15 protein-coding genes are annotated in these 14634 nt (G+C 72.9%); 7 read left to right on the top strand and 8 right to left on the bottom strand.

Annotated features, from left to right (window positions below; all coding sequences use genetic code 11):
- Positions 1-64 precede the first annotated feature (64 nt).
- The 4 genes from LX83_RS36685 to LX83_RS36670 all read left to right on the top strand — a co-directional run bounded on the left by LX83_RS36685 (position 65) and on the right by LX83_RS36670 (position 2268).
- Positions 65-292 carry a zinc finger protein gene (locus LX83_RS36685; protein WP_253780607.1) on the top strand — a complete coding sequence of 76 codons (228 nt, stop codon included), beginning with the start codon at positions 65-67 and terminating at the stop codon, positions 290-292.
- A complete protein-coding gene (locus LX83_RS36680; RefSeq protein WP_253780546.1) occupies positions 289-780 on the top strand; it encodes a hypothetical protein in 492 nt (163 codons plus the stop codon). Before LX83_RS36685 ends, LX83_RS36680 begins: the two co-directional genes overlap by 4 nt.
- A 308-nt stretch (positions 781-1088) precedes the next feature.
- A complete protein-coding gene (locus LX83_RS36675; protein ID WP_253780543.1) occupies positions 1089-1715 on the top strand; it encodes a cysteine hydrolase in 627 nt (208 codons plus the stop codon).
- Positions 1716-1983: 268 nt separating this feature from the next.
- Positions 1984-2268, top strand: coding sequence for a hypothetical protein (locus tag LX83_RS36670; protein ID WP_253780541.1), 285 nt, complete (start codon positions 1984-1986; stop codon positions 2266-2268).
- Between the two features lie 25 nt (positions 2269-2293).
- Here the strand turns inward: LX83_RS36670 and LX83_RS36665 are convergent, their stop codons facing one another.
- The gene (locus LX83_RS36665; protein ID WP_253780539.1) at positions 2294-2902 is read right to left on the bottom strand and encodes a TetR/AcrR family transcriptional regulator; all 609 of its coding nucleotides are present in this window, start codon (positions 2900-2902) and stop codon (positions 2294-2296) included.
- Between the two features lie 93 nt (positions 2903-2995).
- On the opposite strand from LX83_RS36665, the gene LX83_RS36660 reads away from it, so the two are divergent.
- Together LX83_RS36660 and LX83_RS36655 are read left to right on the top strand one after the other, a co-directional pair.
- On the top strand, positions 2996-3925 hold the full coding sequence (locus LX83_RS36660) for a CPBP family intramembrane glutamic endopeptidase (RefSeq protein WP_253780537.1): 930 nt from the start codon (positions 2996-2998) through the stop codon (positions 3923-3925).
- A gap of 121 nt (positions 3926-4046) precedes the next feature.
- Positions 4047-4610 carry an HhH-GPD-type base excision DNA repair protein gene (locus LX83_RS36655; protein ID WP_253780605.1) on the top strand — a complete coding sequence of 188 codons (564 nt, stop codon included), beginning with the start codon at positions 4047-4049 and terminating at the stop codon, positions 4608-4610.
- Here the strand turns inward: LX83_RS36655 and LX83_RS36650 are convergent, their stop codons facing one another.
- The 4 genes from LX83_RS36650 to LX83_RS36635 form a co-directional block, all read right to left on the bottom strand.
- Positions 4611-5594 (bottom strand): glutathione S-transferase family protein, encoded by a 984-nt coding sequence (locus LX83_RS36650; RefSeq protein ID WP_253780535.1) that lies wholly within the window; start codon positions 5592-5594, stop codon positions 4611-4613.
- A 116-nt stretch (positions 5595-5710) separates the two neighbouring features.
- A complete protein-coding gene (locus LX83_RS36645; protein WP_253780532.1) occupies positions 5711-6277 on the bottom strand; it encodes an RICIN domain-containing protein in 567 nt (188 codons plus the stop codon).
- A 71-nt stretch (positions 6278-6348) separates the two neighbouring features.
- Positions 6349-6513 carry a hypothetical protein gene (locus LX83_RS36640; RefSeq protein ID WP_253780529.1) on the bottom strand — a complete coding sequence of 55 codons (165 nt, stop codon included), beginning with the start codon at positions 6511-6513 and terminating at the stop codon, positions 6349-6351.
- 184 nt (positions 6514-6697) lie between these two features.
- Positions 6698-10132: a BTAD domain-containing putative transcriptional regulator gene (locus LX83_RS36635; RefSeq protein ID WP_253780526.1), complete on the bottom strand. Its 3435-nt coding sequence runs from the start codon at positions 10130-10132 to the stop codon at positions 6698-6700.
- Between the two features lie 303 nt (positions 10133-10435).
- Between LX83_RS36635 and pip the strand changes: the two genes are divergently transcribed.
- Positions 10436-11395, top strand: coding sequence for a prolyl aminopeptidase (gene pip / locus LX83_RS36630; RefSeq protein ID WP_253780524.1), 960 nt, complete (start codon positions 10436-10438; stop codon positions 11393-11395).
- A 6-nt stretch (positions 11396-11401) separates the two neighbouring features.
- On the opposite strand, the gene LX83_RS36625 is transcribed toward pip, so the two are convergent.
- Genes LX83_RS36625 through npdG form a run of 3 tightly spaced genes read right to left on the bottom strand, consistent with a single transcriptional unit; the run spans position 11402 to position 13354 of the window.
- Entirely contained in the window at positions 11402-12187 is a 786-nt protein-coding gene (locus LX83_RS36625; protein ID WP_253780603.1) for a helical backbone metal receptor, read from the bottom strand.
- A gap of 21 nt (positions 12188-12208) precedes the next feature.
- Complete coding sequence (locus LX83_RS36620) at positions 12209-12643, bottom strand: DUF4326 domain-containing protein (RefSeq protein WP_253780521.1); 435 nt, start codon at positions 12641-12643, stop codon at positions 12209-12211.
- A 30-nt stretch (positions 12644-12673) separates the two neighbouring features.
- A complete protein-coding gene (gene npdG, locus LX83_RS36615; RefSeq protein WP_253780518.1) occupies positions 12674-13354 on the bottom strand; it encodes an NADPH-dependent F420 reductase in 681 nt (226 codons plus the stop codon).
- Positions 13355-14634: the final 1280 nt, after the last annotated feature.

The following is a 14634-nucleotide window of genomic DNA, read 5'->3' as shown; positions in this document are numbered from 1 at the left end:
TGGCCAGACTCGTCTACACCGGACTGGACGCCGTCCTCAGGCCAGAGCAGGCCGGGTGACAGCGATGAGGACCTTCCGCTGGCTGCCGGTGGACGAACGCCGGCACGCCATCCCCGGCGACGTCCACGGCCACGGCGCTCCCGTCACCACCCTGTGCGGCCACGAGACCACGATTCCGGACCACGAGCCGACCAAGTACGAGTGGCTGTGGAAAACCTGCTGGGACTGCTACGAGAAGGCCCGCGACTTCGTCCACATCGGACTCGCACCGCTTCCTGGAGAACACCGGTGAGCCGCAACGACCACGTCTGGTGGCACGGCCCCGACGACAAGCAGAGCCACGCCTTCCGCACCGCGCACACCACCGATCCGACCCGAACCGTCTACCGGGCGGCCGGCGAGTGCGGGGTGACCGTTCAGGCGAACGAGGTGATCCGGGAGACCACCAAGACGCCGTGCACGCTGTGCCTGCTCGCCACCATGGTCGCCAACCTGCCGGTGCCAGCGCAGCCGGACGCCGCTCCCGTGATCAGTGACGCCGAACTCCGCCGCCGTTGCCCACTGCTCGCGGATCGGCTCACCGCGTTCTGCGTGAAGCTGCGCTCGTCGAGCCCGCCCAGTCTGCACGAGATGCGTGACCTGGCCAGATCAATGGTGCTGCTCGGCGGCTCGATGTACGACCGGGCCGACGCGGGCACGGCCATCACGGTGGCGGTGAACCACCTGGGCGAACTCGCGGACCGGTTCGCGCCGCGCGACGGCGACCAGGTCGAGGACTGAACCGCCTCGTCGGCCCATCCCGCCCGGCGTGGTCCACTAGGGTGTCGGTTGGGCGCGGTCCTCATCGCCCCTGCGGGGATCGCGACACGTCAGCCAGGCCGGGCACCAGGTTCCGCGAAAATCTCATCGACCCGGTACGGGATCGTGACTTGTGACAGAACTTGCGGCTGACGCCGCAGACCGCGCACTCTCATCGCCCCCGGCGGGGATCGCTCCTGGTCACGGCGTGGGGCCTGGCCGCGGGCTGGCCGGCTGACGTCGCCGCCCGGCTGGGCCCCGTGCCAACGACTGGGGGCAAGATCATTGGCATGGCAACTATTGAGCCCATCGAGCCGCGGCGGGCGGCGGTGCTGGCGCTGCACTGGCAGGTGAACGTGGTCAAGCCGGAGGGGTTCTTCGGCAACATGCTGGCCGAACCGGTGGCGCGGAGCGGAGTGGTGGACCGGGCAACGCGGTTCCACCAGGCGGCACAGGACGCCGGCGTGTTGGTGGCGTTCACCCGGTTCACCATCCCCGAGGGCGAGGGCCTGTTGGTGCGCAACACGCCGTTCATGCGGACGGTGGGCGACGCGCAGGAGGCGTTCCGGCCGGACGCGCGGGCGGCGGGGATCATCCCGGAGATGGCGGCGCTGGCGCAGGCCGGACTGGTGGTGGACAACCAGAAGCTGTCCGGGCTCGCCGGCAACGACCTCGCCGACCAGCTGCGGGAGCGGGGCATCGACACGGTGTTCATCACCGGGGTGGCCACGAACCTCACCGTGGAGCAGACCGCGCGCCACGCCACGGACCTGGGGTTCACCGTGCACGTGGTGAGCGACTGCGTGACCACGTTCCGGGATGAGGTGCACGCCGCGTCGCTGGCCAACCTGGACCTGGCGACCGCCGGCTGCGTGACGGCCGAGGAGGCGCTGGCCCGGCTGCGTCCCGCGGACTGAGGTTCCGCGACAGCCGCACGGGCACGCGCGGCGGTGCGGGGGGACGGCGACCGGGGCCCGTGTCGCGCGGTCACCGGAAACCGTCCTTTGCGGTCAGTTCGCTCGCGCTGACCCCGAGGTGCGCTCCCACGGCCTCGTGGAACATCACCACGGCGGCGCTGAGTTCCCTGCCGAGGCCAACGCCGCGCGCCGTCTTGTCCGCCGCGGCTGGCGCTCGGGGTGCTCGCCCTGGCGTGGCGGACGTTGGCAGAGCCTGGTCTGGCAGGTGGTGCTCCTCGGGGTCGCGACGCTGGTCTTCGACGCCGGCCTGGGGCAGTTCGGGGCCGGGCTGTTCCCCGCCACCGCCCAGGACACCCACCTGGGCGTGTTGCTGTTCGTGAAGAATCCGACGACCATCGCGTTGACCTTCGTCCTGGTCGTGGGCATCGTCCGGCAACTGCTCTCGACCGAGACGACTCCCGCGGTCGCTGAGCACCCCGAGCAAGGCGCGGTGGCGACCCGCCGACGCGGAGCGCAGCGGTCCGGTAGCGACGTCGTCCGGTCAGGCCGGTGACGACCCGGCACCGGTCTGGGGTGTTTCAGCGGTCGGGTGCGGCGGACGGCGACAGCGTCTCCAGGTGGTGTCTGATCAGCTCCCTCGCCCGCTCCGGCGGCATCCGGGGAGCATCGGTCACCAGGTGCAGCGCCAGGCCGTCGAACAGCACGCGCAACCGGTCGACCTCCAGGTCCAGGTCGATGGCTGGGGACACCCGACCGGCCGCGACCAGCCGCTGGAGCTGATCGCGGAACACCTCCGCGAGCCACTCGTTGCTGGCGGCGTTGAAGGCGCCCGCCTCGGCGTCGACCAGGACCCGGGACAGGAAGGCCACCCACACCTCGTTCGCGGTCCGGGCGTCCGGGTCCAGCGGCAGCAGCCTGTCGAACAGGGCGAGTGCGGCCTCGTGGGGGTCGGCCGGCAGGTGCGCCGGGTCCGCCCGGCGTTCGGTCTCGTCGGCGATCACCCGCATGGCGAAGTTGAGCAGTTCCGCTTGGGTCGAGAAGTAGTACTGGACCGAACTGGGCGACCACCCCGCGCGTTGCGCCACGGCGCGCACGGACGCGCCGGCCACCCCGCGCTCGCGGATGACCTGCCACACCGCGCGGGCGAGTTCTCGCCGCCTGGCGTCGTGATCGACGATCTTGGGCACCGCATCTCCCTCGGGCTGTCGGCCGCCGTCATGATCCCACCCCGTTTTTTCTGTACAGTTGACCGAAATAAAGGCGGTCACCTGGGGGAGTTCATGGACGCAGTCACCGTCCAACCGGTTCGCACCACCCTGCGCACCTGCTGGAGCCGGGCCGTGCTCGGCGCGGCCTCGATGGCGCTCGGCCTCGGCACGGCCGCTGCCCTGAGCGACGCCGCGCACCACCGGCTCGGCGTCGACGGTCTCGCCCGACAAGCGCTCACCGCGGTGGTCTGCGTGGTGATCACCGCGTCGCTGATCGTGCTGCTGCGGCGGGGCGTGGACCGCCGGCCGATGGCCGGCCTCGGACTGGCCTGGCGGGGCGGACCTCGGGCCTTCGGGCTCGGCGTGCTCGTCACGGGCGGTGCCGCCGCGGCGGTGTTCGGGCTGGGCACCGCCGCGGGTTGGTTGCGCTGGGGTGTCGTGGACTGGCCGGCGCTGGTCACCTTCCTGCTGGTCAACTCGGTGATCGCGGTCGCGCTGGAGGCACTGCCCGAGGAGTTGGCCTTTCGCGGCTACGTCTACCGAACGCTCAGCACGCGGCTGCGCAGGTGGACGGCGGCCCTGGTGACCACCGGGCTCTTCCTGGTCACCCCGGCCGCCGCCAACGCGGTGCAGGCGGCGGTCAGCACCTTGCTCGGCGAGCCCGCGCCGCCGGTGAGCTTCGCACCGGCCGGCGAGGACCCGGTCTCCTACGCGATCCTCCTGGCGGTTTTCGGGACCACCCTGGTCGTCACCCGGGTCGCCACGGGTTCAGTGTGGACCTGCGTGGCGCTGCACCTGACCTTCCTGACCGTCAACCGGGTCGCGTTGTTCGGTGACGTGCGCGGGGCTGGCTGGTCCGCCACGATGACCACCCCGGACGCTGTGCTTCTCGTGCCCGGTTACCTCGTGCTGACCGCGCTCAGCTTCGTCGTGCTGTCCCGGATTCGGGGCCGCCGCCTCGGCTGGCGTGAACGGGCCCCCGAACCGGCTGACGAAGCGTGACCCCACGAGGACCGGGCAACGCGGTTCCACCAGGCGGGGACGGCGGCGTGGCCGCGAACCAGACCGTGCAGCGGACCGGTGGGTTCGCGCTGGTGGTGGGATACTTCCGCGGGTGAGCCGCATGTTGTGCCTTGCCCAGGACGAGAGCGCCGACCAGCTCCTCTCCAGCAGCCCGCTGGCCCTGCTGTTCGGCATGCTGCTCGATCAGCAGATCCCGATGGAGAAGGCGTTCAAGGGTCCTCGGGACATCGCCGAGCGGATGGGCGGGCTGGACGTGCACCGGATCGCCGAGGCCGACCCGGACGAGTTCGCCGCGGTCGTGGCGGAGAAACCCGCGATCCACCGGTTCCCCGGCGCGATGGCCAAACGGCTGCAGACGCTGGCCCAGTACCTGGTGGAGCACTACGACGGCCAGGTCGAGGCGATCTGGACACGCGACGACCCGAACGGCCGCGAGGTGCTGCGCCGGCTGCTGGCGCTGCCCGGGTTCGGCGAGCAGAAGGCGAAGATCTTCCTGGCCCTGCTCGGCAAGCAGCTCGACATCCGGCCGGACGGCTGGCGCGCGGCGGCCGGGGTCTACGGCGAGGACGGGTCACGGCGCAGCGTGGCCGACGTGACCGACGCGCACACCCTGGCCGAGGTGCGCGCGTTCAAGAAGCAGGCCAAGGCCGCCGCCAAGGGCTGATCACACCGCCGGCGGTGGGGTGCCGGTGCCGAACGGGCTGCCGCCCAGGGCTTCGCGGCCGTGGGGGGTGTGCCAGCCGGACTCGTCCGGGCCGAGGGGCACGATGCCGCTCGGGTTGAGCTGCTCGTGGGTGCCGTAGTAGTGGCGCTTGATGTGGTCGAAGTCGACGGTGTCGCCGAACCCGGGCGTCTGGAACAGGTCCCTGGCGTAGGCCCACAGCACCGGCATCTCGGTGAGCTTCTGCCTGTTGCACTTGAAGTGTCCGTGGTAGACGGCGTCGAAGCGGACCAGGGTGGTGAACAGGCGGATGTCGGCCTCGGTGATGGTGTCACCGACCAGGTAGCGCTGGGTGGCCAGCCGGTCGCTGAGCCGGTCCAGTTCGCCGAACAGGTCGTGGAACGCCTCCTCGTACGCCTGCTGGCTGGCCGCGAAACCGCACCGGTACACGCCGTTGTTGACGTTGCGGAAGATCGGTTCGATGACCGCGTCGATCTCCGCGCGCAGCGGTTCGGGGTAGAGGTCGGGTGCGCCGTCGCGGTGGAACTCGCGCCACTGCGTGGACAGGTCCAGGGTGATCCGCGGGTAGTCGTTGGTGGCCACCTGTCCGGTGTGGACGTCCACAATGGCCGGAACGGTGTACCGGCCGGTGAAGGACGGGTCGGTGGCCAGGTAGGCCTCGGACAGGAACTCGATGCCCAGCACCGGATCGCGGCCGCCCTCGTCCAGGCTGAACCGCCAGCCCCGGGCGTCGCGGATCGGGTCGACCACGGCCAGGGACAGCGCGTCCTCCAGGCCGAGCAGCCGGCGGACGATGACCGAGCGGTGCGCCCACGGGCACGCCAGGCTCACCACCAGCCGGTAGCGGCCGGGCTCGACCGGCCAGTCCGATGAGCCGTCGGCGGTGATCCGCTGGGTGAACCGGTTCGCCTGGCGGACGAACTCACCCCGGCCGGAGGTCTCCGCCGTGAACTGCGCGGGTGTCATACCCCGACCCTACGACTCCGGCCGGACCGTGGCACTGGGTCCGGCCGGAGTGGTCGGGGGCTGGCGGCCCCGGAGCGGCGGGCAGCCGAGCGGGCGGACGTGGACGTGGACCTCGGTCACCTGGTCCGGGTGGCGAAGATCGGGCCGAATATCTGGCTGTAGGCGTACTGGTCGATGTTCCACTGCTGGTCGCTGTCCGTGTCGCAGCGGTGCAGCGAGACCCGCCCGGCCGGCCCGCCGCGCTGGGTCAGCTCGCTCTGCAGGCAGCCGCCGAAGGCGGCGCTGACCAGCCGGATGCCGATCACGCCCTCGGGCGGGAACGTGGTGTTGAACGCTTCCACGTGCCACGTCTGGTTGCGACCGCCGTCGCAGCCGAGCACATACACGCTGTCCTCGTTGGTGTCCAGGCACCGCGGCTGGTCGCCGGCCGGGTTGCTGGCGGTGGTCACCACCCAGGTGTCCGGTGTGGCGTCGGGCGCCGGGGAGATCCGCCAGCGCGGGTCGGTCGCGTCGCCGGGGCAGGCGGTGGTGCCGCTGGCCGTGTCCGGGGTCAGGCACAGCTCGCTGCGCTGGTTGCGGATCACCACGGGTGGGCCGTCGGCCAGGGCCAGTGGCGCCAGGGTGATGCCGACGCCGGTCAGCGCACCGGTGGCCAGGAGAACACGTCCGTACCGCGCCCGCATGGTCAGCTCCTCACCGCAGCCGTGGTCAGTGCACGCACTGCCATCTTCGTTGCCCGCACCGGGTTGTGGGCTCAGCCGACGAACCGGTGGCGGATGTTCCCCCGCGGGGCGGGTGAGAAGCTGCCGCACGCCGGGAGTTCCCCGTTGCCGGCGGCGGCACGGGCGTCGCGGGCGTGGCGGCTGGCCCGGCGGGTGTGGCTGACGTGGCTGACGTGCGGCAGGCGCAGCCGCGCCACGTCCGCAGGTGGAGGGCTCGGGTCGTGGCGGACCGCCAGCCGCAGGTGGCGGGTGGTCGCGGTGTCGCGGTCGGTCGCATGGGTTCTGCTCCCATCGGTGTCGGTCGTGGCCCTGCCCGTCGAGGATGGCCGCCGGTGGTTGGAAGCCGATTGGAACCGGATTGGAGCGCCGGCCACCCGTGGCCTACCGGGCGGCGACGCCGCCTCCGGTCAGTTCGTCCAAACGGGACTGTGAGCGCTGCTGCCAGCGGACGCAGCCGAGTTCCCCGTTGTGGCGCACGGCGTTGCGCAGCATGGTGATGGCGAGGTCGCGGTCGCCGGCCACTTCCGCCAGTTCACCGAGGAAGTGGTCGACCGAGCCCCAGCAGATCACCGCCGAGCCGTTGGTGACCGTGCGGCCGGCGTACGGCAGCAGCCGGTCCAGCGCCCACCGGCAGGATTCCACGTCGCCGCACAGCACCCAGGCGTAGGCGCGCAGCACCATCTGCAGCAGCCACAGCCAGTCGCGGGGTGGTTCGGGCACCTGGGCGGCGGGCGGGCAGTACGCGCGGGCCTCGTCGATCCGCCCCTGCAGGGCCAGGATCAGGCCCAGGTGCTGCGGGGTGAGCGGGCCACCGGACGCCGCGGCCATGCCGGCCCGGATCACGGCTTCCATCTCCTGGTAGCGGCCCTCGTCGATGAGCCAGGACAGCCGGTGGCCGACCAGTGCCGGGCCCGGCCCCCACACGGTGTTGCGGTGCAGCTCGTAGGCCTTCATGGCCAGGGCCTCTGCCGTGCGCGGGTCGCCGGCCAGCCCGGCGCGCAGCGCCTCCCACCAGCGCAGGTGCACGTCGATCTCCAGCAGCCGCACCTTCTGGTTGGCGATGGCGCAGGCGTCGGCCGCGGCCTGGGCCTCGGCCATGTTGCCGGCCTCCAGCCACGTGGTGGACCGGCGCACCAGCGCCTTGGGCAACCAGTCCGGGCTGACCCCCGGCTGGCTGGCCAGCTCGACCTGCTCCTCGGCCAGGGCCTGGCGCTCGGCCAGCGTGTCGGGGTGGCGGATGGCCTGCAACCGCACGTGCAGCGCGCGCAGCAGCAGTTCGGGGTCGCCCAGCCGGCGGGCCATGGCCACGGCCTCGGCGGACGGGTCGCGGCCGTGCTGGTCGCCGGCGCCGTGCGCGGCTGCCTCGAAGTAGCGCTCGGCGGCGAGCGCGGCCAGGGCCAGGCAGCGCAGCGGCGAGTCCGCCGTGGGCAGCAGCCGCAGGGCGTCGCGCAGCGCGTCGACCACGGTGTCGTCGCCGGACTGGTACTCCCGGGTCGGCTGGAGCAGTTCGGAGCTGTAGACGGTGGCGGCCACGGCCAGCGCGCTCGGGTCGTCCAGCTGCCTGGCCAGGCCGATGGCCCGGTTCAGCACGGTCCTGGCCTGCTCGTTGAGCCCGCCCCGGCAGCAGGCCCGGCCCAGGTCAACCAGCAGGTCGAACAGCCGGCGCGTGGCGGCTGGCGTGGTCGGCACCGCGTGCTGGTCGATCACCTCGATGGCGGCCGACCACAGCCGGGCCGCGTGCTGGTGGGCGTACATCCGCTCGGCGCGGCGGGCGGCGGCCACCGCGGCGGTGACGGCCGGTTCGGCGTGGCCGACGGGTGCGGCGGCCAGCCAGTGGAAGGCGATGGCGTCCAGCAGGTCACCGGGTGCGCGGGCGCCGCTGGCCGCCCGCTGTTCCAGTGCGGCGGCGACCCGGGCGTGCAGCCGGGCCAGCCGCACCCGGGAGATCGACTGGCGCAGGGTGTCGCGGACGAGCGCGTGGCTGAACCGGAACCGGCCGACCGGGCCTGCCTCGACCAGCAAGCCCCAGTCCACAGTGGACTCGACGAGTTCCAGCAGGGTGTCGGCGGGCACGTCGCTGGCGCTGGCCACCACCTCGAAGTCGAACTCCTCGCCGACCACGGCCGCGACCACCAGGACGGCCTCGGCGCCGTCGGGCAGCCGGCGCAGCCGGTGCCGGATGAGGTCGCGGGTGCCGGTGGGCAGTGCCTCGGCCAGCGACTCCGCCCCCACCTCCGGCACCAGCCTGGCCAGCTCGACCACGTGGAACGGGGTGCCGCCGCAGCGCTGGTGGATCACGCGCGCCAGGTGCTCGTCCACGGCCGGGCCGAACCGGTGCCGCAGGACCTGGGCCACCTCGGGTTCGGTGAGCCGGCGCAGCGGCAGGCGCCTGGTCCACACGCCGGTCAACTCGGCCATCAGCGCGGCCGGTGGGCCGTGCAGGTCGGCGCCGTCCCGGCTGGTGGCGAGCACCAGCAGCGGCAGGTCCGGCAGCAGGGTGGTCAGCACGCGCAGCACCCGCACCGAGTCCGGGTCGGCCCAGTGCAGGTCGTCCAGCGCCACCAGGAGAGGGCGTTCCCTGGCCGCGTGCGCGAGCAGTTCCACCATGGCTCTTGGCGTGTGGGCGGGCGGTTCCGGCGCGGTGGGTCCGGCGTCGGGGTCACCGGCCTGCTGCTGGCCGAGGTCGAGCAGCGCGGACAGGCCGATCTGGTCGGCCAGGCGCCGCAACGGCACACTGCCCTGGCGCACCACCGCGCGCAGCACGGACAGCCACGGCCACAGCGCGGGCGCGCCAGACTCGTCCGGGCAGCGGCCCACGGCCACGGCCAGCCCCAGTTCGGCGGCACGGCCGGCCGCGGCCTCGGCAACGCGGGTCTTGCCAATGCCCGGTTCGCCGGTGACCAGCAGCAGCCCGCCCCGGCCGCCGCCCGCCCCGACCAGTGCTTCGTCCACAGTGGACAGCACGTCGGCGCGGCCGGCCAGCGCGGAATCCGTTGCGGCACTGGGTTTCACCGACCGAACCCGGATGGCGGGTGGGTCCGGCTGCGGCGGGGGCGGCGCGGGCAGGTCCAGGTCGGGATCGTGGTGCAGCACGGCCTGTTCCAGCCGGCGCAGCCGGGGCCCTGGCTCGACGCCGAGGTTGTCGGCGAGCATGCGGCGGGCCTCGCGCAGCACGGCCAGTGACTCGGCCTGCCGGTCGCACCGGTAGAGCGCGAGCGCGAGCATCTCCCAGCGGTGCTCGCGCAACGGCTCGGCCGCGACCAGCGTGCGCAGCCCGGCGGCGGCCGACTCGGGCCGGCCGGCGGCCATCTCGGCTTCGGCACGCAGTTCCTGCGCGGTCAGCCGGGCCTCCTCCAGCCCGGCCGCGGCCAGGCTGGCGAAGGGCGCACCGGCGAACTCGCCGTAGGCCGGGCCCCGCCACAGGCTCAGCGCCTGGTCCAGGTCGGTGAGCGCGTCCTGGGGCCGGCCACCGGTCAGCCGGGAGCGGCCCGACTCGACCAGGGCGGTGAACCGCCCGGCGTCGACCTGGTCGGCGGGCACGCGCAGCAGGTAGCCGGCGGAGGAACTGACCAGCACGCTGCCCGCCGCCCTGGGCAGCCGGTCGGGTTCGAGCGCGCGCCGCAGGTTGGCCACGTAGGAGCGCAGCGTGCCCACGGCGGTGGCCGGCGGCGTCTCCCCCCACACGCAGTCGACCAGGCGCGACACCGGAACCACGCTGCCCACCCCGACCAGCAGCGCGGCCAGCACGGTCCGCTGCTTCACCCCGCCCAGCGCGACTTCCCGGCCGTCCACCAGGACCGCCAACGGACCCAACACCGCCCACCACACAGCAGGAAACGCTAGTGCGCCAAGGGAAGAACCTCAGTCGGGCGAATGCCCCTCACGTGCTCGGCGGATGCCCCACGGGTTGGGTGCGGCGGGTGGCACGGCGCTGGCCCGTTCGGTCCACCCGGGCGCGTCGGCGGCGGTTCGGCGGGTCCGGCGGCCGTTCGGCGGTGTTCCGTTGCGTTCGGCGGCGGTTCGGTGGCGGCCCGGCGGCGGTTTGGGAAGTTTTTTCCACTGTTTCGCCCAGCTCGTTGCTCTCGACCCGGCGGGGCGCGGTCCGGCACAGTGTCGGCCATGACTGACCTCTACCCGGAGATCGAGCCCTACGACCACGGCATGCTCGACGTGGGCGACGGCAACCTCGTGTACTGGGAGACCTGCGGCAACCCGAACGGCAAACCCGTGGTCTTCCTGCACGGCGGCCCGGGCGGTGGCTGCTCGGCCAACCAGCGGCGCCTGTTCGACCCGTCCGCCTACCGGATCGTCCTGTTCGACCAGCGCGGGTGTGGTCGCAGCACCCCGCACGCCAGCTCGCCGTTAGCCGACCTGAGCAGCAACACCACCTGGCACCTGGTGGCGGACATGGAGCGGCTGCGCGAGTTCCTCGGCATCGACCGCTGGCAGGTGTTCGGCGGCTCGTGGGGCAGCACCCTGGCCCTGGCCTACGCCGAAACCCATCCGGAGCGGGTCACCGAACTGCTCGTGCGCGGCGTGTTCACGCTGCGCGCCGGCGAACTGGAGTGGTACTACCAGGGCGGCGCGGCCTGGCTGTTCCCGGAGCGGTGGGAACGGGTGCTCGCCCAGGTGCCGGTGGCCGAGCGCGGCGACATCCTCACCGCCTACCACCGGCTGCTGCACGACCCCGACCCGGCCGTGCACGGTCCGGCCGCGGTGGCGTGGAGCACCTGGGAGGCCGCCACCATCACGCTGCTCCCGGACGAGGAGCTGATCACCTCGTTCGCCGATCCGACCTTCGCGCTGGCCTTCGCCCGCATCGAGAACCACTACTTCGTCAACCGGGGCTGGTTGGCGGAGGGCCAACTGCTGGCCAACGCCGACCGGCTCGCCGGCATCCCCGGCGTGATCGTGCAGGGCCGCTACGACGTGGCCACACCCCCGGCCACCGCGTGGGAGCTGCACCGGGCCTGGCCGGACGCGGAGCTGACGATGGTGCCCGACGCCGGCCACTCCGTGTCCGAACCGGGCATCAGGGCCGCGCTGATCAACGCGACCGACCGGTTCGCCCGCCGGTAGCCGGGCTCAGGCGAGCACGCGGTCCAGCGCCGAGGCCAACTCGTCCCTGGCGGCCACCAGGGACGGGCCGTACCAGGTGAGGTGGCGGCCGGACAGCAGCACGTGGCGGGCGTGCGGAAACGCCTCCGGGCCGTCCTCGGCGCTGAACGCGTACGGCTCGTCGGGCAGCACCACCAGGTCGGCCGCGCCCGAGTCCAGCTTCGCCACCAGTTCGGCCAGCGGCGGCCGGGGGTAGCGCTCCGGGTGGTCGGCATAGGCGTTGGCCACCCCCAGCCGCCGCAGCACGTCACCGGCGAAGGTGTCCCGGCCCAGCACCACCCAGGGGCGGCGCCACACCGGCACGACCGCGCGCGCCCGAACCGGCCGCACGTGCTGCCACACCTGCTGCGCCTGGACCAGCCAGTGCGGCGCGGGCGCGTCCAGTGCCGCGGTCAGCAGCCGGTGCACCGAGCCGAGTGCGGCCGGCACGCTGGCCGGCGCGGCGGTCACCCACACCGCCACGCCGTTGGCGCGCAACCGGTCCACGTCCTCGGCGCGGTTCTCCTCGGAGTTGGCCACCACCAGGTCGGGCCGCAGCGCCAGCACCTCGTCCACCGACGGGTACTTGCTCCCGCCCACCCGGGGCAACCCCAGGTCGGGCGGGTGCGTGCAGTAGTCGGTGACCCCGACCAGCACCTCGGGCAGGGTCACCGCGATGGCCTCGGTCAGCGACGGCACCAGGCTGACCACGCGGGGCGGCCGGTCGGTGGGCATGCGCTGGGGCAGCGGCTCCCCCAGGTCGTCGACGAGCATCGAGGCCCAGCGCACGGGTGGTCAACCTCCGGCCTGTTCGGCGAGCACGTCCGCGTGACAGGGTTCGGGCGCGCACCAACAGCCAAGGGCACGGCCGGTCAGCTCGCCAGCCCGCAACCGGCGCAACAGCTCCGGCTGGTCGGCCAGCCACTCGCGGTAGTGCTCGACCATGCGCACCCGGTCGGTGCGGGCCTCCCGGACGAACGGGTTGGCGAAATCCGATTCCGGCCAGGAGTGCCGGTTGCTGGCGTGCCCGACGTAGACCACCAGGTCCTGCTCGGTCAGCCAGGGCACCAGCCGGCGGTGCGGCCCGCCCTTGCGGACGTTGACCACCACGGTCCGGCCGGCGAGCACGTCCTCGGCGAGCGCCCGCTCGTCCGCGCTCCACTGCTCCGCCTCGGCGGGCAGGGCCGGCGGGTGCGCCTGCCGGGCCCGGCCAGCTCGGCCACCACCCATGGCCATCACCTCATCCCACAACGGGTTCGGTCACACGTCGGTCACCTTGATACCCGCGTGCGCCTTGTAGCGCCTGTTGATGGCGATGAGGTTGGCGGTGAACGCCTCGACCTGGTGAGCGTTGCGCAGCCGGCCGCCGAAGACTCCCCGCATGCCGGGCACGGTGTCGGCCAGGGCGCGCACCAGGTCGGTGGCCGCCCGGTCGTCGCCGAGCACCAGCACGTCGGTGTGCAGGTCGGTGACGCTCAGGTCGGCCAGCAGCACGGCCGACACGTGGTGGAACGCCGCCACCACCCGGGAGTCCGGCAGCAGCGCGGCGGCCTGCTGCGCGGCACTGCCCGCGGCCACGGGCAGCGCGAACGGCCCCTGCTTGTCAAAGCCGAGCGGGTTCACGCAGTCGATGACGATCTTGCCGGCCAGCGCGTCCCGCAGGCTCTCCAGCAGCTCGCCGTGCCCCTCCCACGGCACGGCCACCAGCACCACGTCCGCCTGGGTTGCGCAGGCCAGGTTGTCGGCGCCGCTGATGTGCTCCACCTCGGCGCTGGCGCGCAGCTCCTCGGCGGTGGCCTCGGCCCGGTCGGCCTTGCGCGAGCCGATCACGACCTTCAGCCCGGCCTTGGCCCAGCGCAGGGCCAACCCCTTGCCCTGCGGGCCGGTTCCGCCGAGCACCCCGATGGTGAGCTGCCTGATGTCGGCTACCTCGTCAGCCACGCCTGTCCCCTTTCGTTGTCCTGTGGTCCCGCTGTCCTGCTGGTCCTGGTGTTCTGCTGGTCCCGGTGTCCTGTGGTCCCGGTTTCTGCCGTCCCGGTTCCCGGTTGTGCTGTGGTGCCGTGTCGGCCTGCGGTTTCGGTGTTGCGGTTGCCGCAGTTGGTGCTGCTGGTCGGTGCGTGGGCCTGGCTCTGTTGAGCGGGCCCGCTGGCGTGACCGGCATCGGCCTTCTCGGTGCTCAAACAGTTCCCCCGACCGAACGATTCCCCCGTGGTCGCCCGGTCCAGCCAGCGACCGCTCTGGGCTGCCTGATCGCGCTGCCCTGGTCGGCCACCGCGCCCGGGGTGGATCGTTGTTCCGTCAGCTGGACAGGTTGGTCGCCTCGCCCGGCTCTGGCGGTTCCATCCTCGCCCCAAACCGCGCGGCCAGCCGAGCGTTTGTGGAAGATCGCCGTGCGTGCCGGCACTTACCACATTCCTGCCGACCCCAGTCCCGTTTCCCCCTTTCGGGTGCCCAGTTGTCCACAGCCACCCTGGTTGTCCACAGGGGACACCACGACCGTGTACCCCCAGGCAGAGCGTGGGTAGGCTGGAGCGGGGCACGCCCCCCGGTGAGGGTGGGGGCTGAGCTGGGTCGGTTTTCACATCAACCAGCAGCGGCTTTCCGGCCGTGCGGCGTGCCGGGTGTCGCCCGTTCAGGCCGTGGGACAGCGGCACGCCGCCGGCGACCCAGCAGTCCACCGGGGTTCGGCAGTCCACCAGAGCGCGGCAGTCCACCGGGGTGCGGCACGCCGCCGGCCTCCCAGCCCCCGCCATGTCCTGCCGCTCGGGCTCGTCAGCGCTCCCGCAGGTGCTCACCTCACCCTGGGTTCGCCGTGCCCGGGATGAGCGCACCGCCCCGACCACAGCAAACGGCGGCAACCCAGCCGACAGCAACCCAACCCCGCAGCCACCCAACCCGACAGAAACCCAACCCCGCGGCCACCCAACCCTGCGGCCACCCAACCCGACAGCGGCCCTAGCCCCACCACAGCCCAACCCCGGCAGCGGCCTACTCCGACAGCGCCACCGGCCCGGGTGAGCCCGCCTCCCCCAGCACGCGCCCACGCGCCGTCCCGAGTCGCGAGAACGACGACCACCCACACCTGGGCGGGCACCCACGCGCCCGACTGGGGCGCCACGGGTTTGGTCGGCAGCGCGCAACTGTGCGGCAGAGCGACGGCCCGGTGCCCCTGATCACCCGAATGGCCCTGCGTGAAGTGTCAACTCGGGGGGTTTGCAAAG

Origin of the sequence: Goodfellowiella coeruleoviolacea, from assembly GCF_024171785.1 — a bacterium.
GTDB lineage: Bacteria > Actinomycetota > Actinomycetes > Mycobacteriales > Pseudonocardiaceae > Goodfellowiella > Goodfellowiella coeruleoviolacea.
Note: the sequence above shows the minus strand (reverse complement) of the source record. Positions and strands in the feature narration are given on the sequence as shown.

Excerpts from the sequence above, each read along its gene's own strand:
- LX83_RS36685 (WP_253780607.1), top strand. The coding sequence starts at position 65 with ATGAGGACCTTCCGCTGGCTGCCGGTGGACGAACGCCGGCACGCCATC.
- LX83_RS36675 (WP_253780543.1), top strand. The coding sequence starts at position 1,089 with ATGGCAACTATTGAGCCCATCGAGCCGCGGCGGGCGGCGGTGCTGGCG.
- LX83_RS36660 (WP_253780537.1), top strand. The coding sequence starts at position 2,996 with ATGGACGCAGTCACCGTCCAACCGGTTCGCACCACCCTGCGCACCTGC.
- LX83_RS36655 (WP_253780605.1), top strand. The coding sequence starts at position 4,047 with ATGTTGTGCCTTGCCCAGGACGAGAGCGCCGACCAGCTCCTCTCCAGC.
- LX83_RS36650 (WP_253780535.1), bottom strand. The coding sequence starts at position 5,594 with ATGACACCCGCGCAGTTCACGGCGGAGACCTCCGGCCGGGGTGAGTTC.
- LX83_RS36645 (WP_253780532.1), bottom strand. The coding sequence starts at position 6,277 with ATGCGGGCGCGGTACGGACGTGTTCTCCTGGCCACCGGTGCGCTGACC.
- pip (WP_253780524.1), top strand. The coding sequence starts at position 10,436 with ATGACTGACCTCTACCCGGAGATCGAGCCCTACGACCACGGCATGCTC.
- LX83_RS36625 (WP_253780603.1), bottom strand. The coding sequence starts at position 12,187 with ATGCTCGTCGACGACCTGGGGGAGCCGCTGCCCCAGCGCATGCCCACC.
- LX83_RS36620 (WP_253780521.1), bottom strand. The coding sequence starts at position 12,643 with ATGGGTGGTGGCCGAGCTGGCCGGGCCCGGCAGGCGCACCCGCCGGCC.